At 43.3% G+C, this 24243-nt stretch carries 27 protein-coding genes, 2 tRNA genes and 1 riboswitch; of the genes, 6 read left to right on the forward strand and 23 right to left on the reverse strand.

Features of this window, described 5'->3' with window-relative positions; genetic code table 11:
- Positions 1-20: 20 nt before the first annotated feature.
- From M3M39_RS06300 to M3M39_RS06315, 4 genes are read right to left on the reverse strand one after another with little or no spacing between them, the layout of a single operon-like run.
- Positions 21-1049 (reverse strand): L-threonylcarbamoyladenylate synthase, encoded by a 1029-nt coding sequence (locus tag M3M39_RS06300; protein ID WP_252797005.1) that lies wholly within the window; start codon positions 1047-1049, stop codon positions 21-23.
- Positions 1039-1911, reverse strand: a complete 873-nt coding sequence (gene prmC, locus M3M39_RS06305; RefSeq protein WP_252797006.1) for a peptide chain release factor N(5)-glutamine methyltransferase — start codon at positions 1909-1911, stop codon at positions 1039-1041. The genes M3M39_RS06300 and prmC overlap by 11 nt, the downstream gene beginning before the upstream one ends.
- Positions 1898-2986 carry a peptide chain release factor 1 gene (gene prfA / locus M3M39_RS06310; RefSeq protein ID WP_252797996.1) on the reverse strand — a complete coding sequence of 363 codons (1089 nt, stop codon included), beginning with the start codon at positions 2984-2986 and terminating at the stop codon, positions 1898-1900. Before prfA ends, prmC begins: the two co-directional genes overlap by 14 nt.
- Positions 2987-3032: 46 nt before the next feature.
- Positions 3033-3614 carry a thymidine kinase gene (locus M3M39_RS06315; protein ID WP_252797007.1) on the reverse strand — a complete coding sequence of 194 codons (582 nt, stop codon included), beginning with the start codon at positions 3612-3614 and terminating at the stop codon, positions 3033-3035.
- A gap of 171 nt (positions 3615-3785) precedes the next feature.
- Between M3M39_RS06315 and M3M39_RS06320 the strand changes: the two genes are divergently transcribed.
- Both M3M39_RS06320 and M3M39_RS06325 read left to right on the forward strand, forming a co-directional pair.
- On the forward strand, positions 3786-5135 hold the full coding sequence (locus tag M3M39_RS06320; RefSeq protein ID WP_252797008.1) for a Mur ligase family protein: 1350 nt from the start codon (positions 3786-3788) through the stop codon (positions 5133-5135).
- 2 nt (positions 5136-5137) lie between these two features.
- Positions 5138-5842 (forward strand): type 1 glutamine amidotransferase, encoded by a 705-nt coding sequence (locus M3M39_RS06325; RefSeq protein WP_252797009.1) that lies wholly within the window; start codon positions 5138-5140, stop codon positions 5840-5842.
- A gap of 61 nt (positions 5843-5903) precedes the next feature.
- Here the strand turns inward: M3M39_RS06325 and M3M39_RS06330 are convergent, their stop codons facing one another.
- Together M3M39_RS06330 and budA are read right to left on the reverse strand one after the other, a co-directional pair.
- Positions 5904-6911 carry a serine hydrolase domain-containing protein gene (locus M3M39_RS06330; RefSeq protein ID WP_252797010.1) on the reverse strand — a complete coding sequence of 336 codons (1008 nt, stop codon included), beginning with the start codon at positions 6909-6911 and terminating at the stop codon, positions 5904-5906.
- A 28-nt stretch (positions 6912-6939) separates the two neighbouring features.
- Complete coding sequence (budA, locus tag M3M39_RS06335; RefSeq protein WP_252797011.1) at positions 6940-7653, reverse strand: acetolactate decarboxylase; 714 nt, start codon at positions 7651-7653, stop codon at positions 6940-6942.
- Positions 7654-7706: 53 nt separating this feature from the next.
- Between budA and alsS the strand changes: the two genes are divergently transcribed.
- The gene (alsS, locus tag M3M39_RS06340) at positions 7707-9377 is read left to right on the forward strand and encodes an acetolactate synthase AlsS (protein ID WP_252797998.1); all 1671 of its coding nucleotides are present in this window, start codon (positions 7707-7709) and stop codon (positions 9375-9377) included.
- 194 nt (positions 9378-9571) lie between these two features.
- Here the strand turns inward: alsS and M3M39_RS07475 are convergent, their stop codons facing one another.
- The 8 genes from M3M39_RS07475 to M3M39_RS06380 all read right to left on the reverse strand — a co-directional run bounded on the left by M3M39_RS07475 (position 9572) and on the right by M3M39_RS06380 (position 15975).
- On the reverse strand, positions 9572-9742 hold the full coding sequence (locus M3M39_RS07475) for a helix-turn-helix domain-containing protein (RefSeq protein ID WP_338028470.1): 171 nt from the start codon (positions 9740-9742) through the stop codon (positions 9572-9574).
- A gap of 1937 nt (positions 9743-11679) precedes the next feature.
- Entirely contained in the window at positions 11680-12099 is a 420-nt protein-coding gene (locus M3M39_RS06350; RefSeq protein WP_252797012.1) for an ArpU family phage packaging/lysis transcriptional regulator, read from the reverse strand.
- Between the two features lie 1110 nt (positions 12100-13209).
- Positions 13210-13623 (reverse strand): helix-turn-helix domain-containing protein, encoded by a 414-nt coding sequence (locus M3M39_RS06355; RefSeq protein ID WP_338028479.1) that lies wholly within the window; start codon positions 13621-13623, stop codon positions 13210-13212.
- A 13-nt stretch (positions 13624-13636) separates the two neighbouring features.
- The gene (locus tag M3M39_RS06360) at positions 13637-14263 is read right to left on the reverse strand and encodes a hypothetical protein (RefSeq protein WP_252797014.1); all 627 of its coding nucleotides are present in this window, start codon (positions 14261-14263) and stop codon (positions 13637-13639) included.
- Complete coding sequence (locus tag M3M39_RS06365; protein WP_252797015.1) at positions 14241-14522, reverse strand: hypothetical protein; 282 nt, start codon at positions 14520-14522, stop codon at positions 14241-14243. The genes M3M39_RS06360 and M3M39_RS06365 overlap by 23 nt, the downstream gene beginning before the upstream one ends.
- Before the next feature lie 178 nt (positions 14523-14700).
- On the reverse strand, positions 14701-15303 hold the full coding sequence (locus M3M39_RS06370) for a hypothetical protein (RefSeq protein WP_252797016.1): 603 nt from the start codon (positions 15301-15303) through the stop codon (positions 14701-14703).
- A gap of 237 nt (positions 15304-15540) precedes the next feature.
- The gene (locus tag M3M39_RS06375) at positions 15541-15747 is read right to left on the reverse strand and encodes a DNA-binding protein (RefSeq protein WP_252797017.1); all 207 of its coding nucleotides are present in this window, start codon (positions 15745-15747) and stop codon (positions 15541-15543) included.
- Positions 15748-15762: 15 nt separating this feature from the next.
- On the reverse strand, positions 15763-15975 hold the full coding sequence (locus tag M3M39_RS06380) for a DNA-binding protein (RefSeq protein ID WP_252797018.1): 213 nt from the start codon (positions 15973-15975) through the stop codon (positions 15763-15765).
- 169 nt (positions 15976-16144) lie between these two features.
- On the opposite strand from M3M39_RS06380, the gene M3M39_RS06385 reads away from it, so the two are divergent.
- Together M3M39_RS06385 and M3M39_RS06390 are read left to right on the forward strand one after the other, a co-directional pair.
- A complete protein-coding gene (locus M3M39_RS06385; protein WP_252797019.1) occupies positions 16145-16774 on the forward strand; it encodes a helix-turn-helix domain-containing protein in 630 nt (209 codons plus the stop codon).
- 116 nt (positions 16775-16890) lie between these two features.
- Positions 16891-18051 (forward strand): tyrosine-type recombinase/integrase, encoded by a 1161-nt coding sequence (locus M3M39_RS06390; RefSeq protein WP_252797020.1) that lies wholly within the window; start codon positions 16891-16893, stop codon positions 18049-18051.
- Between the two features lie 126 nt (positions 18052-18177).
- Here the strand turns inward: M3M39_RS06390 and M3M39_RS06395 are convergent.
- A tRNA-Gln gene (locus tag M3M39_RS06395) sits at positions 18178-18250 on the reverse strand.
- A 107-nt stretch (positions 18251-18357) separates the two neighbouring features.
- Between M3M39_RS06395 and M3M39_RS06400 the strand changes: the two genes are divergently transcribed.
- Positions 18358-18431 (forward strand) — tRNA-Glu (locus M3M39_RS06400).
- Positions 18432-18767: 336 nt separating this feature from the next.
- On the opposite strand, the gene M3M39_RS06405 is transcribed toward M3M39_RS06400, so the two are convergent.
- The 8 genes from M3M39_RS06405 to M3M39_RS06440 all read right to left on the reverse strand — a co-directional run bounded on the left by M3M39_RS06405 (position 18768) and on the right by M3M39_RS06440 (position 24225).
- Positions 18768-19016 carry a 3,4-dihydroxy-2-butanone-4-phosphate synthase gene (locus tag M3M39_RS06405; protein ID WP_252797021.1) on the reverse strand — a complete coding sequence of 83 codons (249 nt, stop codon included), beginning with the start codon at positions 19014-19016 and terminating at the stop codon, positions 18768-18770.
- Between the two features lie 28 nt (positions 19017-19044).
- The gene (locus tag M3M39_RS06410) at positions 19045-19497 is read right to left on the reverse strand and encodes a DUF3021 domain-containing protein (RefSeq protein ID WP_252797022.1); all 453 of its coding nucleotides are present in this window, start codon (positions 19495-19497) and stop codon (positions 19045-19047) included.
- Positions 19497-19937 (reverse strand): LytTR family DNA-binding domain-containing protein, encoded by a 441-nt coding sequence (locus tag M3M39_RS06415; RefSeq protein WP_252797023.1) that lies wholly within the window; start codon positions 19935-19937, stop codon positions 19497-19499. Before M3M39_RS06415 ends, M3M39_RS06410 begins: the two co-directional genes overlap by 1 nt.
- 133 nt (positions 19938-20070) lie before the next feature.
- A complete protein-coding gene (ribH, locus tag M3M39_RS06420; protein ID WP_252798000.1) occupies positions 20071-20532 on the reverse strand; it encodes a 6,7-dimethyl-8-ribityllumazine synthase in 462 nt (153 codons plus the stop codon).
- Positions 20533-20534: 2 nt separating this feature from the next.
- Positions 20535-21740, reverse strand: coding sequence for a GTP cyclohydrolase II (ribA, locus tag M3M39_RS06425; protein ID WP_252797024.1), 1206 nt, complete (start codon positions 21738-21740; stop codon positions 20535-20537).
- A complete protein-coding gene (locus M3M39_RS06430) occupies positions 21718-22326 on the reverse strand; it encodes a riboflavin synthase (protein WP_252797025.1) in 609 nt (202 codons plus the stop codon). Before M3M39_RS06430 ends, ribA begins: the two co-directional genes overlap by 23 nt.
- Positions 22326-23366, reverse strand: coding sequence for a bifunctional diaminohydroxyphosphoribosylaminopyrimidine deaminase/5-amino-6-(5-phosphoribosylamino)uracil reductase RibD (gene ribD, locus M3M39_RS06435; protein WP_252797026.1), 1041 nt, complete (start codon positions 23364-23366; stop codon positions 22326-22328). Before ribD ends, M3M39_RS06430 begins: the two co-directional genes overlap by 1 nt.
- A gap of 141 nt (positions 23367-23507) precedes the next feature.
- Positions 23508-23640, reverse strand: a riboswitch (FMN riboswitch).
- 18 nt (positions 23641-23658) lie between these two features.
- Positions 23659-24225 carry a GNAT family N-acetyltransferase gene (locus M3M39_RS06440; RefSeq protein ID WP_252797027.1) on the reverse strand — a complete coding sequence of 189 codons (567 nt, stop codon included), beginning with the start codon at positions 24223-24225 and terminating at the stop codon, positions 23659-23661.
- Between the last annotated feature and the right edge of the window lie 18 nt (positions 24226-24243).

The following is a 24243-nucleotide window of genomic DNA, read 5'->3' on the forward strand; positions in this document are numbered from 1 at the left end:
TCTTTTCCTCCAGATTTTCTTTAATCCGTTGCTGCGCCCCCAAAGTGGTGCTGCCCAGCTGCCTTCGTCAGTCGATTCATGTACGCCTCTCCTAATCCAGTAGTTGTAAAACCCTGAACCAGAATGGTCGCAAACGAATCATCCAGGTCAAACGTTCGTAAACCAGCAAACAATCCATGGCTGGCAGTTTTAACGTTCGTTCCTAGACTATATGTTACTACATTTTCAGGCCATTTGTACCGTTTAATGATGTTTTCGGTGGCTAAAATTCCAATTTGGGCAGCTTGTTTTTGACACCACGCAATTACTGCTTCCCAGTCCGTTCCCGGATCCACGATTTGGACATCCGCCGCCGGTGAATAGTGGGTGTATTTCATGCCCGGGGCCTTTGGAACCTCCTGCTGACTCACGTGATGGAGTTGATCATCAACTGGGCCAATCACCTGCTCAATCGCTGCACGGGTCACCGCTCCGGGACGCAAAATAGCGGGACGCTCCGTGGACATATCAATCACAGTTGATTCCACCCCAAAGTTAGTTGGTCCGGCATCCAAAATCCCAGCAATTTTACCGTGTAAATCATGATAAACGTGTTCGGCGAGGGTGGGACTCGGTTTCCCAGACGTATTGGCAGAGGGACCCACTAACGGAACCCCTGCTTCCTTAATTAATTCAATCGTTGCTGGTTGGTCGGGATTGCGAAAGGCGGCAGTGTTCAATCCGCCGGTTACTTGGGGAGCCAAGGCGCCTTCTTGTAACGGTAAAATGATCGTCAACGGACCTGGCCAAAACGTATCCATCAATTTTTGCACGGGGGCCGGAAGCGGCTGAGCGTACTTTTTCACCGTTGCTTCATCAGCCACGTGCACAATCAACGGATTATCACTTGGGCGGCCCTTAGCAGCGTAGACCTTTTCCACGGCGGCGACGTTCGTAGCGTCTGCTCCTAAGCCGTACACCGTTTCCGTGGGAAAGGCCACCAAATTGCCGCGCTTAATTTCCGCCGCAGCTGCGGCTACTTCTGCTGGTTTAAAAATTTTAGTTTCCATTATTATCCCTCTCTTGTAGTTGAATCCGAACCATTCGATCATGTCCAGCAAGATCTTGACGCACCTCAATCTGAGCTGTCGGAAACTGGTGGCGCCATAGTTGGACAACTGCTGGCCCCTGCCGGTATCCAATCTCTAAGTAAACTTGCCCAGTAGTCGTTAAATACGGGGCCACCGTCTGGACCAGTTGTTCATACAGAGCTAGTCCGTGATGTTTTGCAAACAATGCCGTGACTGGCTCATGATCTAAAACGATCTGGTCCATCACGTTCACTTCAGAACTCGCAATGTAAGGTGGATTAGCAACTAGCACGTCAAACCGTTGCGCCGGAATGGTTTTTAGTAAATCACTGTGCCAAAAAGTTACCGGCAGACCCAGTTTTTGGGCATTTTGTTGCGCTACTGTAAGTGCATCCGCTGCAATATCACTAGCTGCAACGGTCCAACCGGTCCGGTTTTGTTTCAATGCTAACGCAATGGCACCACTTCCCGTTCCCACGTCTAGCACGTGTAACTGGGGTTCTGGGTGATCTTTTAAAACCCAATCGACTAGTTCCTCGGTTTCTGGGCGGGGAATTAGAACCGCCGGGCTAACCTGCAGGTCTAATCCGTAAAAGGGAGCGTGTCCTAGGATATATTGTGCGGGCTCTCCTTGCTCTCGTCGTTTCACATTCTGTTTAAACTGAGTTAATTGGGTAGTTGTCAGTGGATTCCGATAGTTACTTAGTAACTGGGTTTGGTTCCAACCTAATTGTTCCATTAATAAATAACGCGCTTCCTCTGGAACAATTCCCTGCTCTTTAAAACGCAAAGAAGCCCACTGGAGGGCTTCAAAGGGAGTATTAAAATTAAACTTCGGCATCGTTTAAATGCTCCAATTTTTCCGCTTGATCTGAAATGATTAAGGCATCAATAATTTCGTCCAAATCGCCGGCTAACACTTTGTCTAACTTGTTTAAGGTCAATCCAATCCGGTGATCAGTCACCCGGTTCTGGGGGAAATTGTAGGTTCGGATTCGTTCCGAACGATCTCCAGTTCCGACCGCAGATTTTCTCTGGGCGTTATATTCATCCTCTTCTTGTTGCTTGTAGTAATCATAGACCCGCGCCCGCAGCACCGTCATGGCCTTGGCCCGGTTTTGTTGCTGCGATCGTTCGTCCTGCATGGCCACCACAATTCCAGTTGGTAAATGCGTCATTCGCACGGCAGAAGAGGTCTTATTAATGTGCTGACCCCCAGCTCCAGACGACCGGTACACATCAGTGCGAATGTCAGCTGGATCGATGTCAATGTCAACGTCTTCTTCTTCGGGCATCACTCCGACCGTAGCCGTCGACGTGTGAACCCGCCCGGCTGACTCTGTTTCTGGAACCCGTTGAACCCGGTGCGCACCGTTTTCGTACTTCAGCTTAGAGTAAACTTTGTCTCCAGTAATCATCAACACAATCTCTTTAAATCCTCCGACTTCCGTGTCAGATTCGTCAATGATTTCAACCTGCCAACCCTGCATTTCGGCGTACTTAACGTACATGTTGTATAAGTCGGCCGCAAACAGACTGGCTTCGTCTCCTCCGGCTGCTCCGTGAATTTCCATAATGATGTTTTTTTCATCGTTAGGATCCTTTGGAATCAATAAAATCTTGAGTTTTTGTTCTAACTCATCTTTTTCCTTTTCCAGGTCCGCAATTTCACCTTTGACCATTTCAGTCATGTCATCATCTAATTTTTCTTGCAACATTTCCTGATCATCTGCTAAGGCGGTCGTTACGTCCTGATAGTGGTGATAGGTTTCAACGGTTTCACGTAACCCACCTTCTTCTTTAGACAGTTTCATGAACCGCTGGGTGTCTGCAATCACTTCTGGATCACTAATCAACTCGTTGAGTTCGTCATAGCGATCAGAAACGGCCTGGAGTTTATCAAAAATTTGGTCCATTTGGTTTTCAGCCATCGTTCTCCTCTTTTCTAAATCTAAATTTCGTTTATAGGGGTGGATGTTGGTAATGCATCCGACAAACCGGGTAATAGGATTCGTTGCCACCCATCACCACTTGTTCCCCTTCGTAAACCGGATGTCCGTCGTGCAGCCGGAGGTTCATCGTCGCCTTTTTTTCACAAAACCAGCAAATGGTTTTCATTTCTTCAAGCTTATCCGCGTATAGCAATAGGTACTTAGAACCAGAAAACAAGTGATTTTGAAAGTCATTTTTCAGCCCAAATGCCATCACGGGAATGCGGAGTTCGTCCACAATTCGGGCTAGTTCCAAGATATGGTGGCGTTCTAAAAATTGAGCCTCATCCACCAACACACAACTGATGGGACGGTCAATCAACTGTGCCTGGTCTTTAACAATCTCATAGGCGTCGGCATCCGGATCAATGGCAATTGCGGTGCGGTTTAACCCAATTCGTGATTCAATCATCCCCCGGGCTTCTCGGGTATCCAACGCACTCGTTAATAAAACCACGCGCTTGCCTTGTTCTTCGTAGTTGTGCGCCACTTTAATAATCTCAATTGATTTGCCACTGTTCATGGCTCCGTATCGAAAGAACAGTTGTGCCAAGCTATCACCTTTTTCCTAAAATTCCTCTGCTTTTCATTATAGCTAATTTTAATTCGGCCTGCATTATATTTTGAAAATCAACCCGGTCGTTCCTAATCTTCGTGCAATCAATCGATTTATGCTAAAATCTAAGGGATTGACAATTGAGAATTAATAAAGGATGTGAACCGAATGACATTAAGAAGTGAACTTGCAACGCTAGCCGGTCGTTCCTCGTACTGGTTCTTGCATAACTTCATGGGAGGCGGAAGCTCCCTGCCCGGGAAAATCACTACCACCATTGACCCGAATGTCTTAAAAGAACTCGGCAAAAATTACGACGTCATCATCGTCAGTGGAACCAACGGGAAAACCCTCACCACCGCTTTGATTGTCCAGGTCTTAAAGGAAAAATACGATCGCATTGTGACAAACAAGACGGGCTCAAACATGGTGCAGGGAATCACCTCGACCTTTTTAGAGGCTCATCGCCCAGAAAAAGGCCAAAAAGGGATTGCCGTTTTGGAAGTGGATGAAGCAAACGTCAAACCAATCGTGCAACAGATTAAACCGAAAATGTTTGTTTTAACGAACATTTTTCGGGATCAGTTGGATCGTTATGGTGAAATTTATACCACCTACCAAAAGATTTTGGATGGAATCAAACTAGCTCCCGATGCAGTGGTTTTAGCCAACGGCGACGAGCCCATTTTCCATTCCAAGGAACTCCCCAATCCTCAGGTTTACTATGGCTTTGAGAATCAACCAGCTACAGGAGACATCAAGGCAGCTGCTAACACCGACGGGATTCTTTGTCCCGTATGTCAGCACTTGTTGCACTACCACTACATCATCTACGCTAACCTCGGTGATTACTTCTGCCCTAACTGTGGCTTTCAACGTCCCGATTTACGGTTCAAGGTCACCGAAGTTTCTGAACGTACTCCCAAGGCTTCAAAATTTGCGATTGATGGGCACCAGTACGAAATTGGAGTCGGAGGAACTTACAACATTTACAACGCCCTCGCCGCTTATGCAGTTGGTCGTGAAGTCGGTCTGCAAGCTGACCAAATTCGTCATGCCTTTGATAACAATCAACGGCTCTTTGGTCGTCAGGAAGAAATTAACGTCGCTGGAAAAGACGTCAGCATCATCCTGGTTAAAAATCCGGTGGGAACCAACCAAGTAATTGACCTGTTGGCCACGGAACCAGAACCATTTTCGTTTGTAGGTTTACTTAATGCTGAATACGCCGACGGAATCGATACCAGTTGGATCTGGGACGGTGAATTTGAACGCCTGCCGAAAATGGACATCAAGCGCTTTGAAACTGGTGGAAAACGGTATAAAGACATTACCTTCCGACTCAAGGTAGCCGGAGTCCCTAATGACCAACACACCATTCAACCAGACCTTGGTCAGGTCATCGAGGACATCAAACAAATGCCAACCAAGAAAGTTTACATTCTGGCCACCTACACGGCGATGATGGAAATGCGGGCACGCTTAATGAAGCAAGGTTACATTAAGGGAGGAAAATAATCATGACCATGAACATCCGGGTCGCCCACTTGTATGGGGACCTCATGAATACCTATGGTGACATTGGAAACATCCTAACCCTGCGCTATTACGCACAACAAATCGGGGTGGAAGTGACCGATCAAATCATCAGTTTGGAGGATGACTTTCGAGCTGATGACTTTGACTTTGCCGTCTTTGGTGGTGGCCAGGACTTTGAACAAATGGTGGTGGCTAAGGATTTGCCCAATAAAAAAGCCGAAATCATCAAGTTCATTGAACAAAATAAACCCTTAATTGCGGTTTGTGGTGGTTACCAAATGCTGGGAAAATACTATGTAGATGCGAGCGGGCGTAAGTTACCTGGGATTAGCGCCATGAACCACTACACCGAACAACAACACGAAAACCGGTTTATTGGTGACATTGAGATTCAAAACGAAGTAACCGGGCAAAAGTACCATGGATTTGAAAATCACCAGGGGATCACCTTCCTCGGTGATGATGAACATGCCTTGGGCAATGTGCTTAAGGGATACGGTAACAACGGTGAAGATCATACCGAAGGTGCCGTGCACAAAAACACGATTGGAACCTACTTCCACGGACCAATCATGGCCCGAAACGGCAACTTTTCCATCCACATGATGTTTGAAGCCTTACAAAATAAGTATCCTGATTATGACTTCACGGACTTAAAAACCAAGGTTAAACCAGAATCATACTAACCAATTCAAAAATGCTCCCACTAAGCTCATTGTGGGAGCATTTTTAGTTAGTCAATTTTAATTAGTCGAATAGCTCAGCCAGATAACTAGCCATCATCCGATTTCGTTCTTCCATAAAAGTTTCATTTACCTGCGGATGCACCCGGTTGGACAGAAATACCAAGGCACTGCGGCGGTCCGGAACCAGCATGATTAAGGTTCCCGTATAACCTCCCTGCCAGATGTAACGATGGCCCTGATAAGTTTCTAAGCGCCAGCCAAAGGAGCGACTGCCATCCTGCATCGGCGTTTGATCCGTATACATCGCCGCAAACATGGCGGGTGTGTAAACCTTCCCCGGGGGCGTTAATTGCAACATCCACTGGGCAAATCGGGTCACATCCCGTAACGAGCTAAAGAGGCCCGCTGAACCACAATCGGACCCCAAAATCTGGGCCTTGGGATCATGCACTTGGCCGACCCGATTGGTTCCAGTCTGTTCATCATATGTGGTCGGAACCGTTCGGTTAGAGTCCGGATGAAACGTCGAGTCAATTAGACCCAAGGGTTCTAAGACCATGTGCTTAATCAACGGTTGAATTGGTAAGCCACAAACCACTCCGGCAATCCACCCCAAAAAGATGTAGTTAACGTCCTGATAGTGCATTTTGTGCCCCAAATCAGAGCCAACGTCCAAGTCTAACAGCGCCGTTCGGAGTTGATTCATGGTTAATTGGTTGCGGTTGGGAATATAGCCTTCAATATTAGAAGTATGCGTCAACAAATGGCGAATCGTCACCTGGGGATGTTTCCACTCTGGTAGATAATTGGTAATTGAATCATCAATTCCGACCTTTTCTTGCTCGATCAGTTGCATCATGACCGGAAGCGTCCCCATCACTTTAGTTAAGGAAGCCACATCATACAACTGATTTTCCCGAAGGGGGACCTGGGTGGGCTGCAGTTGTTGGTTCCCTTGGATAAAATTCTGCACGTTAACCCCCGTCACGAAGGCATACGAGACTCCCGGAACAACTTGGTCCGCAATCATGTGCTGAATCTGAGCTTGGGTCCGTTCAAATGGCATCATCGCCCCCACCTTTCTTACTTAAATGGTTCTATTGTTCCGCATTTTTAATTTGACTAGCTACATCGTTATGTTTTGCAAAGTCAAAGTTTAAAAACTCTGGATTAGTGGCTGGGAAATGTTCCTGAAGATCGGTAAAGGATTGCATGCTTAGTTTAGCATCAGCTACAGTAAAGTCTAAGACATGCCCACCAAAGTCATGATCATCAGCAAGGAAGTGGTAGTGAAAACCACCAACCGCCACTCCGTTGTACAATTGCGGGGCATAGTAACCAAGCATCGTTCCAGTTACGTCGTGTTTTTCAAACATGGCTTGATCATTAGCTGCTTGTTCCAGCGTTGGGTACGGTTTGGTTTGTTTCTTCACTGAACGAGTTTTCATGAAGCTAAACTTTCCCGTCAGTTGAAACGAGTAAAATAAGTTATTCCACGGGTGCCGAGCCGCAATTTGTTGTAACATTTCATCGCGACTCTGGTTTTGATAATCCGCCTCTGGCTGGTAATTAGCAAAGTTCACCGTGGCAAATGGCACCTGATCATCAGGTTGTAAGACGTTTACGGCTCCAGTGGAGGTTACCTGATACAATGTCCCGTTTAAAATGATTAATTCTCCATCTAAGCCATCCCCGGTTCCAATCCCGGTATCACCGTGTTTTAACAGTTCTGAAACGGCCATTGTTCCAGAAAACAAACCAGCAGTTAAGTCAGCTAGGGTCGAATGCTGGTATAATAAATTTTGATTCATAATCTTATCTCACTTTCTCAACTAAGGAGTTGTTTATTTTGACTGATACAAAAATGAACGGTGCAGAAGCGCTCGTCCAATCAATGATTAATCAGGGCATCCAGTATTGCTTTGGAATCCCCGGGGCTAAAGTCGATCAACTGTTCGAAGCCCTTGAGTATTGTCCAGATGAACGTGCACCTAAACTTATTGTAACACGCCACGAACAGGATGCTGTTTTCATGGCGGCTGCCATCGGACGGTTAACCGGCAAGCCTGGTGTGGCCATGGTCACTTCTGGACCTGGGGTCGGTAACTTAACGACCGGATTACTAACCGCCACGACCGAAGGAGATCCTGTAATTGCCTTGGGTGGTCAAGTTCCCCAAGATGACTTAAATCGAGCTACTCATCAAGCTGCTCGTAACACTGATATTCTTAGTGACGTGACTAAGAGCAGCGTGGAAATTCACGATGCGAATAACGCTTCTGAAGTCTTTACCAATGCCTATCAAACGGCCATGGCGCCCAAGCAAGGAGCAACATTCATCTCCCTGCCTCAAAACGTATTGGCAGAAGAAGTTACAAGACCAGTCTTAAAACCACTCGGGAAAGTAGACCATGGTCGTGCTGGAAAAGCCACTTTGAATGCCATTACCGAACAAATCAAAAAGGCCAAACGGCCCGTGATTTTAGCTGGAATGCGGGCCTCTGCTCCTGACAATACGCAAGCAATCCGCAACTTAATTCAAAAATACGCCCTGCCCGTTGTGGAAACTTTCCAGGGAGCCGGAGTGGTTTCAAAGGACTTAGTTGACCATTACTTTGGTCGGATTGGCCTCTTTAAAAACCAACTCGGAGATTCGATTCTCCGTGACAGCGACTTGGTCCTAACGGTTGGTTACGACCCCGTGGAATACGAACCTCGAAACTGGCACGACGATAATACCCCCATCATCAACATTGATGACGTCCAAACGGAACTCTCTAATGATTTTCAACCAATCATTGATACCCAAACCAGTGTCGCCAAAACGTTGGAATCAATTACCGATGCCTTGCCAGATCAACCAGAATTCCCTGCCGATACCTTAGCCGAATTGAATAAGTTGCGCAGTGAATATGAAAAAATTGATGCTGAAAACTACCAACAATACGTTGAACAATCGGCCGGTGAGCAAGAACGCTTGAATCCATTGAACCTGCTAGAGGTCGTACAAGACAACGTTACTGAAGACACGCCCATCACAGTTGACATTGGAAGTCACTACATCTGGATGGCCCGCTACTTCAAGTCATACCAACCACGGACGTTATTGTTCAGTGATGGAATGCAGACCCTTGGTGTTTCGTTACCATGGGCCATTGCTGCTTCATTGGTTCGTCCCAACCAGAAAATTGTTTCCGTTTCTGGAGACGGAGGCTTCTTGTTCTCCGGTCAAGAACTAGAAACCGCGGTTCGATTGAACTCGAACATCGTCCAATTAATTTGGAACGACTCGCACTATGACATGGTGCGGTTCCAAGAAATTGCGAAGTATGGTAAGGACTCTGGAGTAGATTTCAATAACATCAACTACGCAGAAATCGCTAATGGTTACGGTGCTACTGGAATCCGGGTTAATAACCTTGATGAGTTCGAGGAAGCCTTCAAGAAGGCTATGAAGACTGATGGTCCGGTTGTGATTGACATTCCAGTTGATTACTCCAATAACATTAAATTGAAGACGTCGAAATTACTGTAAACTTTGGTAATTATAAAGAAAAACACTCCTACTTATATGGGAGTGTTTTTTTGTAGTTTTAACATTCAATTAGGCTGATAAATGCTTAATTGGTTTAATTTTGGTGTATTCATTAACGGAATCATCCAAGTTACGTAAATCAACGGAATTTTGCATGTTTAAAAAGTAAGTTTCGCTAGCGCCCAAGTATTTAACTAACAGAATTGACGTATCCAAACTGATTTTTCCCGATTATGCAGGATATCCTGAATTCTAGAGGTCGGTACAGCAATGTCTCTTGCCAACTTTAAAGCTGAAAGTTTGTAGGGAATCATGAACTCTTCTTTTAAAATATCCCCCATCGTGATTTTTACTGCATCATTCATAGTAGTTCACCATCCTAATGATAATATAGGTTTATTAATTATAAATAGCTGATTTGGTCAAATCGGGTTACCATTTGACCGAAAAACAGCGAAAACCAGTGAAACCCAAGGTAGCAAAAAAGCCCGAAATAACGGGCTTTTGAAGACTTATGAAATTCTGTGAAAACAGGTAATTGGGTATACTGGTTTCAAATTACTATCAGCCAAACCCTTATCAGTAAGGGATTAGGCGGGTTGCTTAATTTTCTGGTTACCAAATTGGTTACCATTTTAATTTTATAAACATATTACGAGATAGACTAAAAAAATAGCTTGGGGGCATGAAACAAATGGCACTGCTGATTAATTCAGTGGTGTTTTTTTGTGCCTAATCTCATCCGCAGCATGTAGATAGCTATATGACGGCTGAATTACTAGCCTACTAAACTACGCACCTAAATTCTCCGGTGTTAATTGCAAACATGCGCGGACTTTTCGCGGTTCTTAACTCACTGCTGAAAATTAAGCCATGACACCGCCCCACTTTTGTACATATCTAGCTAATAGCCTCTTATTCTGACGGATGATTTTTTAGCTATCACATTTCCTCAGTTTTGAGGGAATCTCGTTAGTAGCGATCATGTTCTTAATACTCCGTTTTTAGCAGTAACCCCAGTTTAGTTATAATCATCCGACTAGCCCCAAATGAACTGCCAACATCTGCCCAATTTTGGGCACATCTTTTTAGTGTTCTCTGTATTTTCACTGCATAATTTTAAGCAGTGAGATATTTAGTTAGTTTTGGATATAGATAAATCCGACTGCACAATTTTGAGCAGTCGAAATATTCTAATAACTTGATCAAAGGACAGCCGAAAATTAGGCAGTCAACATCCCCCCAGAATTGGGGACAACTACGAACTTTTTCGCCTGTCTTTTTAACGGTTAATTCCCACTGCGATATTTTGCGCAGTCAAAGACCTAATACGGCAAAACAACGTCCCAGCTAAAGACTATTAACGTAAAAAGGTGGTCTAATTTAGCCAAAATTGCCTAAATGCACAAGTTCAAACTTGGTTAGCGCCCTGAACCTTAACAAAACCTAACAAATGACAAAGTTAAACCCTATTTAGAGCTAGCGACCTAAATAAAAAACCGAGCATTTCCTAACATCATCCGCTAACAGCAACTAGCAATTAGTAGTTGAGCATCCTCTGAAATAATCTTAGTAAATCTTGGTATATGTCATGAAATGTCAGCATTTGCAAGTATTGGCGCCATGTTCTAAATCTCTATTTAATGCGATATATCAGTATTCTTTGGCATTGCAACGCGTTGCACTTTTGTTGCAAAGTGTTGCAACGTTGCGTTGCACTTGTTGCATATCCAATAACCCTAATTAAGCCATCAACCACGCCTATTACAGCTATTTAAGCACTAATTAGGCCATTAGCGAGCGTTGCAACGTGTTGCACTACTAACCAACCCTAATAAAGGGGTCGCAAATCACGACCCCCTTTAATCTTTAAAGGATGAGCAAAACGTTCACCCCTTGCTATTAATAAGGGGGTTCCAAAACGGACCCCCTTTAAACACTGATTATTAGCAAACTAAATAGCTAGCAAATTCCACCAGCTTATAGGGGTCTTCAAAATAGAGACCCCCTACATACCTAATTAGTAATCTAGGTGGGTAAGTAATCATTAGCGGACTATTTAGGGGTAGCCAAAACAGCCACACCGTAATCAGCTAATAGTAGCGATTCTTCACCACCACCTTTATTACTATTAGTATTTATTTCTTTTGGTACTTATTAGTGTCTGATTTTCCTATATACGTTTTTTGAACATAGGATTATCGAACATAGGAACATTAAACAAAATTTAATCAGTTCTAGCTAATAGCGTCGTGAATTGCGACGGTTTCTAACTACAACTAAACCAAGTCATCTAACGGGATCATTTATAAACATGTAAATCAACTTCAACAAAGGCATCCGCAAAATCCAAAAGCGCCTGCTTCTTTAGCTGATAAAAACGAGTTTTTGAGTACCCAAGGTTAGCAATCACCTGCCAAGGTTGAAGCTGTTTAACGTACAGACCAAAGAGAATTGTTTTACTAGGTTCATTACATGAACTAATCGCGTCAACCACTGCGGTTACAAGTCTTTCCGCTTCCAGTTTTCTAACTATGCGTTCCTCGTTAGTATTGCCAACTGGTTTGCTAGTAGGTACGGATGATAAGCTAGGGGATTTTAAGCTAACTAAATTTAGCCCCGATAATAAAATCAATCTCGGCAATTTCTTTTGTAAAAATCGTTTAGCCTGTTGCTGTGTTGCACTGGTATTAATCTCATAATCTAAAAAAGCTAAATCCATGAGTACACTCTCCTATCACTGCTAATAATTGCCGTTTTTAGTAACTGCCCTATCTGCCCTTAATTATGAGCTAGTATTCAAACGCTCATTTTTAAGCTCTAAGCCATTTTACTATCTAGCAAGGTAATTAATCTAATGAATAACTAGAACGCTTGTTTGCCTGCTAAATTTAACGATTTTTGCTATTAACCGATTCATTAACTGATCGTAATTAAGCGGATGCTCTGCGCTAGCTTCTCATCCCTTAAAAACATGGTTTCTAAGCCAACTAATAACTAGCATCCGCTCTAGGGGCTTTATTTTAGATTAGTTAGATCAGTTGCTAACTAGATACCTGCCACGCTGTTTTGACGGGTTAGCTAAGCTACTAATAGCTAATAGCAGGTGGTTAAACCATCGTTTTAAGGCGTTCAGTTTTGTTTACAGTTAGGCAGATAAACCATATTTTAGCCCGGTCAGCTCCTCGCTCCCTGCGCCCTTTACTGTTCTTCTTATTTATTGGCGAAGCCTCCCCCTTTTTTCTTCCCTGCTTTAGTCACTGCTCTATTAACTTATTTATTAAGTTATTTATTATGTCTGCAATTTTCGTGATACCTAATCACGATTCTTGCTATACCCCATCACAATAATTGCCATATGTATCACAATTCTTGCTATACCTATTGCAATTATTGCCATACGTTTGCCTACTTAATTGCAATAAACGTGATACGTAAGTGGAATATTTTACTACTTATTAAATAACCGTATAACATAGTAGTAATTAGCTATAAATGCCTATATATTGGGGTTCATTACTTACATACGGGCATACCCTCACCGCATATTAGGGCATACTCCCCGCGTGTCAGTGAACAGACGACTTGGCCATTTTGACCAGACACGCTAATTACTTTAGTAGAGCGGTTTTGTTGGTATGATACGATGCTAGTATCATTTTGCTACTATGCGATGGGTGTGGGTCGACGATCAACCCAAAATGGGCCGACGGAGTTATTAACTATTTTTAAAACGAGATTAACAACGGTTAAATACTCTAATACTCGATAGCAAAAAAATAAGGTAACATAGTACATGAGCTTAGTACCGTGTTACCTAGTTTAATATCAATCAATAAAGGGGAGACCCTTTTTTATTTTTCAGATTATCAAATAACCTTTTTATAAGCGGATGAATGTAAATTTTTCTCCTAGTAGTAGTTATATCACCATATTCAAAGCTGTTTTCTTTATAGATATAACCAAGTCTTTCTAGTTTGCTAAGTGAATAACCAATCATCCGTTTAGAGCGCCCTGTTTGCTTCGCTAACATTCTATCAGTTGCATAACAATAATGGCGCTGATTATCTGCCAAGCTAACTATTTTAGATAACAAAATCTTATCATCACCACTTAAATGCGTAACTTGTTGGAGGGATGCGGGTACTCTTACAAAAGTATCGTGATCATTAACATTTATATAACTAGTAATATTTCTATTTTTACTAGCAAAATATTCTTCTCTTTTTTCATTATCAACGATGATAAACTCCCCCTAACTATTCCCAACCCTCTTTTTCCAGCTGGCGTTGTTTATAGTATTCCGCTTCTTGCTCGTCTACGTCTGCTTTAGTTTGTATTGATGGGTCATCTAACCACTTTTCAGCAATAGAATTAGCGTAAAGCATTATCTCAATGGGGTTATTAATACTCTGGTCTAGGGCTTTGCTAATTGCGTAATTAATAGCCCAATTCGGTAACTCGTAGTAGTGCTTGAAAAGATGGATTAAATCCTTAGTTAGCTTCTTCCCCGTACATAATTCAAAGTAATAAGGCGCTGGTAGATTCAGCACTTCCTCACTGTCTAACCGTTTGCTATATAGGCGTTTAATATCCTTAAAAACGGCCTTGGCAAGTTCTAAGGTGTAGACGTTGCCATTATGTCCGCCCTGCCGTTTCTTAGATAGATAACCGGCTGCGATTAGGTCATTTTGGTATTTAAAGAACGTTTTGGGCGTCATTTGTAGCATCTCGCATAGTTCTTGCACCGTAGCAGTACATTTATACTCATCACCAGCTAACGAGCTTAGAACGTCATAGATGGCGATGGCTTGAAACCCGATTCTGCTATCTTTGCTAAGCCGGGCAAAAGTATAACCGTAATTAATTGGCTTTAGTTCTGCCATGGATCCGTACCCCCGTTATATTTTCTGTTAAGTTATCTAAAGTAGCCCCTAGATCAGAAGAACCTCTTTCGATAATCATTGATTTTTCAGCAATCACTTTTAATAAGTTCATGATATGGTAAACGCTGGTTGCGTTATCTGCGTTGCTTTGGATAATATCAGTTAGTGAGTTGATAGCTAGATTAGCAAGTGAATTAACTACATCCGCATCATCGCCAATACTATTATTCTGCTTAATCATTTCTTTTTTATTCATCATCCGTTTACCTCTCTCTTTTTAATTACGCGCCTAATCCTGCTATAATTAAAAAGGCTTGAACAAGCCAACAACGCATTTTTAAACGTTTTAAGTAGTCCGCAACTCGCCAAAGTAATGCGGGCTATTTTTGTTACCTTGCCTAGCCTTTTCATTGTTACTAACTCCCTTGCTTAGCTCTCTATTGGTCTAAATAGTCAAAGCTGAATCTAATTTCTTGATAGCTATATCCACTAGCCAACCGGTTAGCGATTTTCAGCTTTACCTCATTAACCCTCTTAATCTGTTTATCGCTTAAAAAGTTAGTAATCACCTTACCACTCGGGATATTTAGCTGTTTTCTTAATTGCTTGGCATTCTTGCCCGTTGCAACCTTATAAGCCAAATCAAAATACTTTTGATAGTCATCCTCACCGGCTTTGTGTACCGCCTTGCGTAATCGTTTATTAACGGATGCCGTTGTAGTGTCCTTAGTGTTATTTCTTTGGATCCTGAACACTAATTTAACTAGTTCCGTACTGAAATTAGCTACAATGCCCGTTGATCGCATGAATACCACTAATAGAGTTGCCTGTGCTGGGTTAAATAGATAAACCTTTCTCCCTTGGGCATCATAGCGGAAATGTAAAATATCTCTACTAACATTTTTTAACTCTTTGGCATGACGCCTAACCAGTTGCAATAACGCCGGATGCGAAAGATCTAGGATAGTTTCTAATTCATCAGAACTAATATAGCCCTCTCGTTGCTTGCTCAATCGTTTAAATAATTGGCTTGTTGCCATGGTTTTTTACCCCCCTTTTATCATCCTTACCGCGTAATTCTTCGAACCAGTATGCAAATACGGTTAAATTAATCGAAGCGGAAATAGTTAGTAGCAAAAACAACCAATTTATTAATACCGTCATAACCTCACCCCCTTTCAATAGCTATAAAACCTAATTACATATGTTTGGCCACCCTTTTAATTGGGTGGTCTTTTTTAGTTAAAGCGTGCCCCCAGCTTTGCTATGTTAGTAATTTATCTAGTGTGTTCATCCCAAAACTTTTTAGCATTGGTTTTGCTGATTCGCTTAACGTTCCCGATTGTAGTTACTGGTAAGCCTTGTTTGATGAACTTGTACAAAGTGTTGTAGCTTCCAATATTAAAATATTGAAGCGCCTGCTTATAATTCATGCTTTCCGGAAGCTCTGCCCTGTCTTTAGAAATATCTTTAGTAATCATCATCCGCTACCCTTTCTTTTACCTAGCAACTTGAGATTTTGCGTTATCTTCCATGAACTTACGAGCATCCGTTTTGCTAATCCGCTTGCTACCGCCTACTACAGTAACTTTTAAGCCTTTAGCAATGAATTTATACAGCAAGTTATAACTACCAATATTCAAAAATTGGCACGTCTGATAATAATTCATATACTCCGGCAATTGATTCTCTGGTAATGGTTTAATAGTCATGTTTACCATCCTCCCTAATTAAAAAACGTATTTTTACGTAATCACAGATTAAATAAAAAACGCAATTACGCGTAATTTAATTTTATATTACTTCGTTTTATTTTTCAATATTTAACGTAATTTTGCGTAATTTAATTTTTAAATGCTATAATTCTAAAAAGGTTAGGAGGTGTTTAAAATAGCAAAGGATAAAAATCAGAAACTAGAAATAGGGAAAAGAATAAAAGCTATTCGCATTTCTCTAGGATTAGATCAACCGCAATTCGCTGAAAAGGTTGAACCAATCGCTAAGCCTAGCAATGTATCACGTTGGGAAAATGGTATAAATACACCTAACGCTAAAAGATTAAAATCTATTGCAAAATTGGGTAATGTTTCCGTCGATTATCTATTAAATGGAAAATCTAAAAATAAGCTATCAAAAGATAATATGGGTGAAGCGCTTAACGAAATAAAGGCTATTCACCTTTCAAAGAACGACAAACTAAAAGAAGCATTAGATATAGTTTTTACAGAAGAAAACGTAGAACGATATACAGATGATCAGTCTACGATTGTTTTTTCTTTCTTAAAATTTCTAACTACAAGTTTTTCATTAGAGAAGAAAGACGATTTTAACGATCTATATGCAATAAATACTAATTTTAGTATTCTGATAGATGAATTTACTGAAATGTTAGAAAATAAGAAAAAAGACGAAACGGCAAAGATAAGTAAAGAACAAGCAGCAGAGCTAAGCGATACCGTAGAAAATTTAGAAAACTCAATAGATAATTTCAACAGTAGTTTAGATGAGTAAATAAACCACTAATTAAACCGTTACAACGGATGACGATACCTATTTCAACTTAGTTATTACGCAATCTACATAGTTAAATCGTGCCCCCAGCTGATTTTATTGTGGAGATAAGAGCAATGACTAACATTAGAAAATACACTACTAAAAAGGGCAAAACGGTTTATTTTTTCAACTTATATGTTGGCGTGGATCCAAAGACTAAAAAGACCATCCGCAAAAAAGTTAGATGCCAAACAAAAAAAGAAGCCCAGCTAGAACTAGCAAGGCTTCAATATCAGATTAAAAGCGGTAAATTCGACTTTAATAAACCGCAAATTATTACGTTCAATGAATTATATCACCGATGGCTAGAGAATGAATATAGCCAACGCAATCTAAAAGCAAGTACGGTTACTACCACCGAACGAAACTTTAAGTTGCATATTCTCCCCTACTTTGGCGAGTTTGATATCAGTAAAATCACTGCCGAGGATGTTTACAAAGCGGTAAGAACGTGGGAGAACGAGAAAATAAAGAAAACTAACCAACTAAAGAATTATGTATCTAACGTACTGCAATACGGAGTGGTTACCGGCTTGTTAGGCAATAATGTTGCGATCGGTATTAGAGTGCGCAAACACGACCAACAAATAACTAGAGATACGATTGGTAACTACTACGAAGAAGACGAACTAAACCGGTTTCTTATGCTCACTAAGCAATACTATAAAGGACGGCCACAGCCATTTATCTTTTTTAGTTTGCTAGCATTTACAGGCATGAGAAAGGGCGAGGCTTTTGCTCTGACGTGGGATGATATCGATTTTAATAAACACACCATTGATATCAATAAAACGCTCTCAAAGGCCGGTAACGAGTTAGTTATTCAATCACCTAAAACCAAGGGTAGCAAGAGAACGCTAACCGTACCGCCTAAAATCATCCGCTTATTAAAGAGTTGGCAGATTAAACAACGAGAATACCTATTCGCCTTAGGGACTAATAGCAACCCCGGCCATTTGGTTTTTTCCAACACTAAAGGCGAGCTATTACAGCCGACCAAGTCAACCTATTGGCTATCTACCATTCAGAATAAATACAATTTAAAGCACGTTACTGCGCACGGGTTTCGTCACACCTTTGCTACACTGTCTTTTGCACATGGTATGGATGTAAAAACCGTTTCTAAATATCTCGGTCATTCAAACATTGATACGACCATGGATATTTACACAGCAGTAACCAAGGAGCAAGAAAATAACGCAAGTCAGATTATGGATAAACTCATCAACTTATAAAAAAATGGTTACCATTTTGGTTACCATTTGACCGAAAAACAGCGAAAACCAGTGAAACCCAAGGTAGCAAAAAAGCCCTAAATAACGGGCTTTTGAAGACTTATGAAATTCTGTGAAAACAGGTAATTGGGTATACTGGATTCGAACCAGTACATTATGGATTCAGAGTCCACTGCCTTACCAGTTTGGCTAATACCCAATAAGTACATTAAATATACTACAATGTCTGGGGATACTTGTCAATCATTAATTCAATTGACTTTTATCATCGGAAAGCGTAAAATGAAACCGTTATATGATGATTATTGCCCGTTGGTCAAACTGGTTTAAGACGTCGCCCTCTCAAGGCGGAGTTACGAGTTCGAGTCTCGTACGGGTAATTACCAAAAAGTCGCTCATTTGAGCGGCTTTTTCTATCACTTGATGTGTGAGGTTCTCAATGATTTTCTTATTTTTTGTTTTCCCCTTCCTGTTATTACTGGCAATCATTTCTGGATTTCGCAGTAATTGCTGTGGCTGCTTGGCTCTCATCTTCTTTTTAATTATCCTGGGCTTTTTCATTACGTACTTTTGGTTTTTTGCTGTCCTAGCACTTTTGGGGTTACTGATTTTAGTTACCACTAGTTTCTTTAATAACAATTAAAAACGTTCGTTGTCCTAATTTTTGGCAACGAACGCTTTTTTATTTTGTCAATTTAACTTTAAAATCTGGAAAACTATTTTGCTTGTTCCTGTTGTTTGCGATATTCCTGTAAGTCTGCAATTGTGATGAATGGATAACCTTCCTGTTGTGCAAATTCTTGCAGTTCAGCTCGTCTCATCATCGTTCCGTCTTCCTTTAGGATTTCAACGATGGCATCTACTGAGGTTGCGCCTGCCAAGAGGGCTAAGTCAACGGCTGCTTCCGTATGACCGTTTCGAACCAATCCAGATTGCATAATGTTTAGAACAATTCTTTTTGTCATTAATTTTTATTTGCTTGTCTATTCTTTTTTATTTCTGCGCTAATTTTTGGTTAATTTCTGCAACCATGCGGCGAGCCCGTTTCATTTCAATGTTCCAAATTACCACGTAAATTACGATAAAAATCAAGGTAAAGTTTGTAAAATAAATCCAGTTCAGCGGGAACCATTCAGAAACAATTGCTAAGAGCGAAAAGAGAACGTAAGTCACGATAAAATGCAAAACCGTTCGCTTAGTGATGCTCCACCGTTCCACCTTAAAAATCAGTCTACTCAACGAAAAAACGATTCCCATCGTCATCCACATCACCCCGGTCACGGCCATCGCGTTCAGTTCTGAACCGAAATGACTAACAAAAGCCGGACTAGATGGAAACATCCGTGTCACTCCATCTAATTTTGAAAACAACATGGCTAACCAAAATCCAATGAACAAACCTCCCGTTGCTCCACTAACTGTATAATTCCAAATCCGTCGCATCATTAATCCAACTCCTTTTTCATTTTTTGCACAAACCGTCGTGAGGCATAACTCACTTGTCCTGTTTTCAACCGCACCTCATACTGTCCCGTTCGACTCAGTGCCAAGCGATTAATCACCGCTAAATTTACAATTTCGGCACTCGAAATCTGAATGAAATGTTGCTTGGGTAAAGCATCCCGTAGTTGATAGATCCGGGACTGCAAGCGATACTTACCAGTCGGCGTTTCCGCATACACCGCTTTGTTCTCGGTGTAAATTCGGTTAATTTCCGTCACGGGTAGCGCAAACGATTGTTGGTTCTGATAGCCGGTAATAACCCGGGGCCGCCCCCACTGTTCCACCGTCGTTGCTAGTTGTTGCAGCTCCTCGTCTTTTTGCTCAGCGTGCAGGGTCGCAAAGGGTTGCACGAACTGGGGCTGTAAATCAAATTCAACTTTCATGTTTTTCCCTCCTTGATCATTAGCTTAGCAAGTTCAACCGCGAAAACAATGCCTAGGTGGTTAAGTGGTTAATTTGAACGGATAATTGGTCATAAAAAAAGAACGGGTCCCCGTTCCTCACAAAATCAAGAATTTAAATTTGTTTTTCCACACTAATCATTTCCAACAAGCCCTGCGCGCATTCACTCCCCTTGTTACCGGCTTTGCCGCCCGCTCGGTCTAACGCCTGCGCCATATTGTCCGTCGTTAACACGCCAAACATTACTGGAACTGGACTCGTCAACGAAACCTCTGCAATTCCAGCGGCCGCCTGCGAACAAACGTAATCATAGTGAGAGGTTGCACCCCGAACCACGGCCCCCAACGCAATCACGCCATCTACTTTACCTGCTTCACTCACCAACTTAGCTACTCGGGGAATCTCAAAAGCCCCCGGCACCCAGTAAACCTGAATGGCTGCTTCAGCTACACCACATTGCTCTAGGGTAGAGACCGCTCCATCCAACAATTTTTGTGTCACTAACTGGTTAAACTTCGCCACCACAATGGCAATCTTGTGCCCGGTTCCATTCAACGTCCCCGTTACAACTTTCATCATTAATCAATCTCCTTTAGCATGTGCTTCATCTTGTGCTTTTTCGTGGCTAAGTAAGCCCGGTTCATCGGATGTGGTTTAATTTCTAACGGTACCCGCTTACGCACCATAATCCCCGCGTTGGCTAGTTGGGTAAGCTTATCCGGATTGTTGGTCATTAAATCAATCACCGTAACCCCTTGATCGCGTAAAATGGCAGCCGCTAGCTCGTAATCCCGCTCATCTGGGGCAAATCCCAGTTGCTGATTAGCTTCGACCGTGTCCAACCCCGTTTCTTGAAGCCGGTAGGCGGCCAGTTTATTGGCTAAGCCAATCCCCCGCCCTTCCTGGCGAAGGTACAGCACCGCCCCGTGTCCTGCAGCTGCAATCATTTGGAGCGCCGCGGGCAGTTGCTCGCCACAGTCACAGCGCAACGATCCAAACACGTCTCCCGTTAAACACTCCGAATGAACACGCAGTAACAGTGGTTCATCAGCTTGAATTTCTCCCTGACTGATCAGTAACGCTGGTTCTTTATCCTCCGCCGTTTGGTAATCCGTTAGTTGAAACGTCCCGTACTGGGTCGGCAATTGTACTAGGGCTAAGCGCCGAAGATTGCGTTGGAGCTGCGCTTTTCGGTACGCCTGTAATTCTGCAATCGTAATAAAGGGGTAGCCGGCCTGACGAGCGAATGCCCGTAACTCAGGCTGCCGCATCATGGTGCCATCATCATTTAAAATCTCGATGATGGCTGCTACAGGAGTCGCCCCTGCTAACCGCGCTAAATCAACCGCCGCTTCTGTATGCCCGTTGCGCGCCAACACTCCTCCTTTTCGAGCTTGTAAGGGGAAAATATGCCCTGGATGATAGAAGTCCGCTTGGGTGGCCTGCGGATTAGCCAAATGTCTAATGGTAGTGGCCCGGTCGGCCGCCGAAATCCCCGTCGTCGTGGTCTTAGCATCTGTCCCCTGTAAAAAGGCGGTGCCAAAGGCATCCTGTTCGTGAGCCATCGGTTCTAACCCCAACCGCTGTACCTGTTCTGGTGCCATGGGGACGCACAATAATCCCCGAGCTTGCGTCACCATCGCGTTGACCGTTTCTGCCGTCATCGTTTCCGCCAAACCAATTAAATCCCCTTCGCCTTCTCGATTTTGATCATCGGCAACGACCACTAGTCCACCACGCTGTAACTGTTGCAAAGCTGCTTCAATTCGTTGGGTTGCTGTCATGCTGCATCCTCCCATTCACATATTTACCTAATACATCCGTTTCCACATTAACCAGGTCGCCTACGGCAAGTTGCCCTAAATTAGTCTGTTGTAAGGTATGGGGAATCAGACTAATTTCAAACTCCGCCGCTGTGACGGCCGTGACCGTTAAACTCACTCCGTTGACCGCCACCGAACCCTTTTCCACGACTTCCGATTGGTAACGCGCTGGTAACGAAAACTGCATCCGGACCGCGTTTTCTTCTTGAGCAATTTTGGTTACCGGAACCGTCATGTCCACGTGCCCAAGTACAAAGTGGCCATCTAGTTGTTGGGTCACTAATAGCGCTGGCTCTATGTTAACAGTATTTCCTGGCTGTACCTGCTGTAAATTGGTGCGTTGGGTTGTTTCCGGCATCACATCCACGTTAAATTCGTGGTCATTATAATCAATCACCGTCAGACAAATTCCATTGACAGCAATGCTATCTCCAATCCGACTGTGCCATTGCCTGGGCAACGAACTGGTAATTGTCATCCGCCCGGACGTGGCCGTCGGATCCCAGTGCCGAATCCGACCGGTTCCCTGAATAATTCCTGTAAACATCATTTCCTCCTTAGATCGATTCGCCAGTCTTTTCCTAGTGGCTGCATCTGCGTCAGTGTAAAGTTCAGCGGATGTCCTTGATACTCGCTAAAAACCGGTAAGCCTGGACCTAAAATTGTTGGAGCAGTGTAAACTATCAATCGATCAACCAACTCGGCTGCTAAAAATCGGGACTGGACGGCACTGCCGCCTTCGACCAACAGTGATTGAATCCCCCGTTGTGCTAACCGGTGCACAACTGTGGCAGGCATCCACGCCTCATCCACTAAAACTTGCACAGAAGTGGGCCACTTTTTGTGGGTGGCGTGTCGACTCAAGAGGAAGGTCGGAGCCTGATCGTCCAACAAGTTCAGGTGCTCCGGAAGTCGATCTGCATCATCCACTAGGGCCACTCGAACCGGAGGATAATCTAACGTTTGCTCCCGGACCGTCAGCCGGGGATTATCAACTACCAAAGTCCGTTCTCCCACTAAAATCGCTTGCTGCTGCCCCCGCAATCGTTGGCTATCTCGATAAGCAGCTTCCCCGGTAATCAGGGTTCGTTGTACTCCAGCTTGATTCATTTTTCCATCAAGGGTTTGCGCTACTTTTACTGTTACTAACGGACGTTGGTCACGGTAAAAAAAGTTGTAAGCCTGATTCAAGTCCCCCGTGTCGTTGACAACGGTAACGTCAATCCCGGCTGCTTCTAACATTCTTTTCCCCCGACCAGCAACCACTGGATTCGGATCCAGCTGCCCGATGATGACCCGTTTAATTCCAACTTCAATTAATTTAGCTGCACACGGTGGCGTTTTGCCATAGTGACTACACGGCTCTAACGTCACCACCATCGTTGCTCCTTTTGCTAACGCTGGATCTGGTAATTGCAAAAGCGCGTTAATTTCTGCATGAGCCCCGCCAAAATGCTGATGATAGCCAGTGGCCAACACCTGACCATCCTGGACAATCACAGCTCCAACCACTGGATTAGTGTACGTATGCCCAATTCCCTGTCGGGCCGCCATCTGGGCTTTGTGTAATAGTGCTCGCTCGTCCAAATCATTCCCTCCCTCATTTTCATTGCAAATAAAAAAAGCCCCACAGTTAAAAACTGCGGGGCTCCCGTTTTTTAAGTTAATTCAAAGAAGCTTTTTAAAACTCAACGGACCTACTGCTCCCATTAAGCTCAAAAAACTGCTTGGTTTCTTCTCCCATCCAGACTATACTGTCGGTTCTAGACTCTCACTAGATCCACCGCACGAATGCGGGTCACGGACTTCGGCTACTGCCGTTACCGTCGGTCGGGAATTACACCCTGCCCCGAAGAAACTAATTTAATTGTTGCATTTACTATACCTGAATTGATGCTTCTTGTCCATCCGCTTTCCATTTCCGCCAATAATTAGCGTCCACCTGACTCCCATCGTAACGCGTAATTTGCTTAGGAACCACGTGGTCTAACTGAAAGCCGGCCCATTGCGCCACATGATTACTGCGCTGGTTTAAAACCGCCACCACAATCGTAATCGTATCGAGCTGCAAGTTCGAAAAACCATATTGACACAGCGCGAGCACGGCCTGGTGCATGATGCCATGGCCCACGGCCCGATTAGCCAGCCAGTAACCAATCTCGGCGTTTTGTTGTCCGGAATCCAGCTGGTCATACCGATTAAAACCGATCATTCCGACCGGTTCGTCGTGCCACAGAATGATTAATTGCAGTGAACGGTGCTGTTGCGCCTGTACAACCAAATCCTGTAAAAAGGCAATCTCACTTGATTTCGTAGTTGTTGGAACCCACGGCAACCATTGCTTTAGTGTTTCTCGGTCTTTAGCAATGATGGCTGCTAATCGGGGTCCATCCGCTTTCGGTTCCGGCGTGCGCAACGTCAGTTCGTTATTCACAATTAGTTCCATCTGAATCCCCCCTTAGGT

The sequence above is a fragment of the Fructilactobacillus hinvesii genome, assembly GCF_024029435.1.
GTDB classification, from domain to species: Bacteria; Bacillota; Bacilli; order Lactobacillales; family Lactobacillaceae; genus Fructilactobacillus; species Fructilactobacillus hinvesii.

What these genes read in the sequence shown, in the direction of transcription:
- M3M39_RS06300 (WP_252797005.1), bottom strand. Translation starts at nt 1,049, where the DNA reads ATGGAAACTAAAATTTTTAAACCAGCAGAAGTAGCCGCAGCTGCGGCG.
- prmC (WP_252797006.1), bottom strand. Translation starts at nt 1,911, where the DNA reads ATGCCGAAGTTTAATTTTAATACTCCCTTTGAAGCCCTCCAGTGGGCT.
- prfA (WP_252797996.1), bottom strand. Translation starts at nt 2,986, where the DNA reads ATGGACCAAATTTTTGATAAACTCCAGGCCGTTTCTGATCGCTATGAC.
- M3M39_RS06320 (WP_252797008.1), top strand. Translation starts at nt 3,786, where the DNA reads ATGACATTAAGAAGTGAACTTGCAACGCTAGCCGGTCGTTCCTCGTAC.
- M3M39_RS06325 (WP_252797009.1), top strand. Translation starts at nt 5,138, where the DNA reads ATGACCATGAACATCCGGGTCGCCCACTTGTATGGGGACCTCATGAAT.
- M3M39_RS06330 (WP_252797010.1), bottom strand. Translation starts at nt 6,911, where the DNA reads ATGATGCCATTTGAACGGACCCAAGCTCAGATTCAGCACATGATTGCG.
- budA (WP_252797011.1), bottom strand. Translation starts at nt 7,653, where the DNA reads ATGAATCAAAATTTATTATACCAGCATTCGACCCTAGCTGACTTAACT.
- alsS (WP_252797998.1), top strand. Translation starts at nt 7,707, where the DNA reads ATGAACGGTGCAGAAGCGCTCGTCCAATCAATGATTAATCAGGGCATC.
- M3M39_RS07475 (WP_338028470.1), bottom strand. Translation starts at nt 9,742, where the DNA reads ATGAATGATGCAGTAAAAATCACGATGGGGGATATTTTAAAAGAAGAG.
- M3M39_RS06350 (WP_252797012.1), bottom strand. Translation starts at nt 12,099, where the DNA reads ATGGATTTAGCTTTTTTAGATTATGAGATTAATACCAGTGCAACACAG.
- M3M39_RS06360 (WP_252797014.1), bottom strand. Translation starts at nt 14,263, where the DNA reads ATGGCAGAACTAAAGCCAATTAATTACGGTTATACTTTTGCCCGGCTT.
- M3M39_RS06365 (WP_252797015.1), bottom strand. Translation starts at nt 14,522, where the DNA reads ATGATGAATAAAAAAGAAATGATTAAGCAGAATAATAGTATTGGCGAT.
- M3M39_RS06370 (WP_252797016.1), bottom strand. Translation starts at nt 15,303, where the DNA reads ATGGCAACAAGCCAATTATTTAAACGATTGAGCAAGCAACGAGAGGGC.
- M3M39_RS06375 (WP_252797017.1), bottom strand. Translation starts at nt 15,747, where the DNA reads ATGATGATTACTAAAGATATTTCTAAAGACAGGGCAGAGCTTCCGGAA.
- M3M39_RS06380 (WP_252797018.1), bottom strand. Translation starts at nt 15,975, where the DNA reads ATGACTATTAAACCATTACCAGAGAATCAATTGCCGGAGTATATGAAT.
- M3M39_RS06390 (WP_252797020.1), top strand. Translation starts at nt 16,891, where the DNA reads ATGACTAACATTAGAAAATACACTACTAAAAAGGGCAAAACGGTTTAT.
- M3M39_RS06405 (WP_252797021.1), bottom strand. Translation starts at nt 19,016, where the DNA reads ATGACAAAAAGAATTGTTCTAAACATTATGCAATCTGGATTGGTTCGA.
- M3M39_RS06410 (WP_252797022.1), bottom strand. Translation starts at nt 19,497, where the DNA reads ATGATGCGACGGATTTGGAATTATACAGTTAGTGGAGCAACGGGAGGT.
- M3M39_RS06415 (WP_252797023.1), bottom strand. Translation starts at nt 19,937, where the DNA reads ATGAAAGTTGAATTTGATTTACAGCCCCAGTTCGTGCAACCCTTTGCG.
- ribH (WP_252798000.1), bottom strand. Translation starts at nt 20,532, where the DNA reads ATGAAAGTTGTAACGGGGACGTTGAATGGAACCGGGCACAAGATTGCC.
- ribA (WP_252797024.1), bottom strand. Translation starts at nt 21,740, where the DNA reads ATGACAGCAACCCAACGAATTGAAGCAGCTTTGCAACAGTTACAGCGT.
- M3M39_RS06430 (WP_252797025.1), bottom strand. Translation starts at nt 22,326, where the DNA reads ATGTTTACAGGAATTATTCAGGGAACCGGTCGGATTCGGCACTGGGAT.
- M3M39_RS06440 (WP_252797027.1), bottom strand. Translation starts at nt 24,225, where the DNA reads ATGGAACTAATTGTGAATAACGAACTGACGTTGCGCACGCCGGAACCG.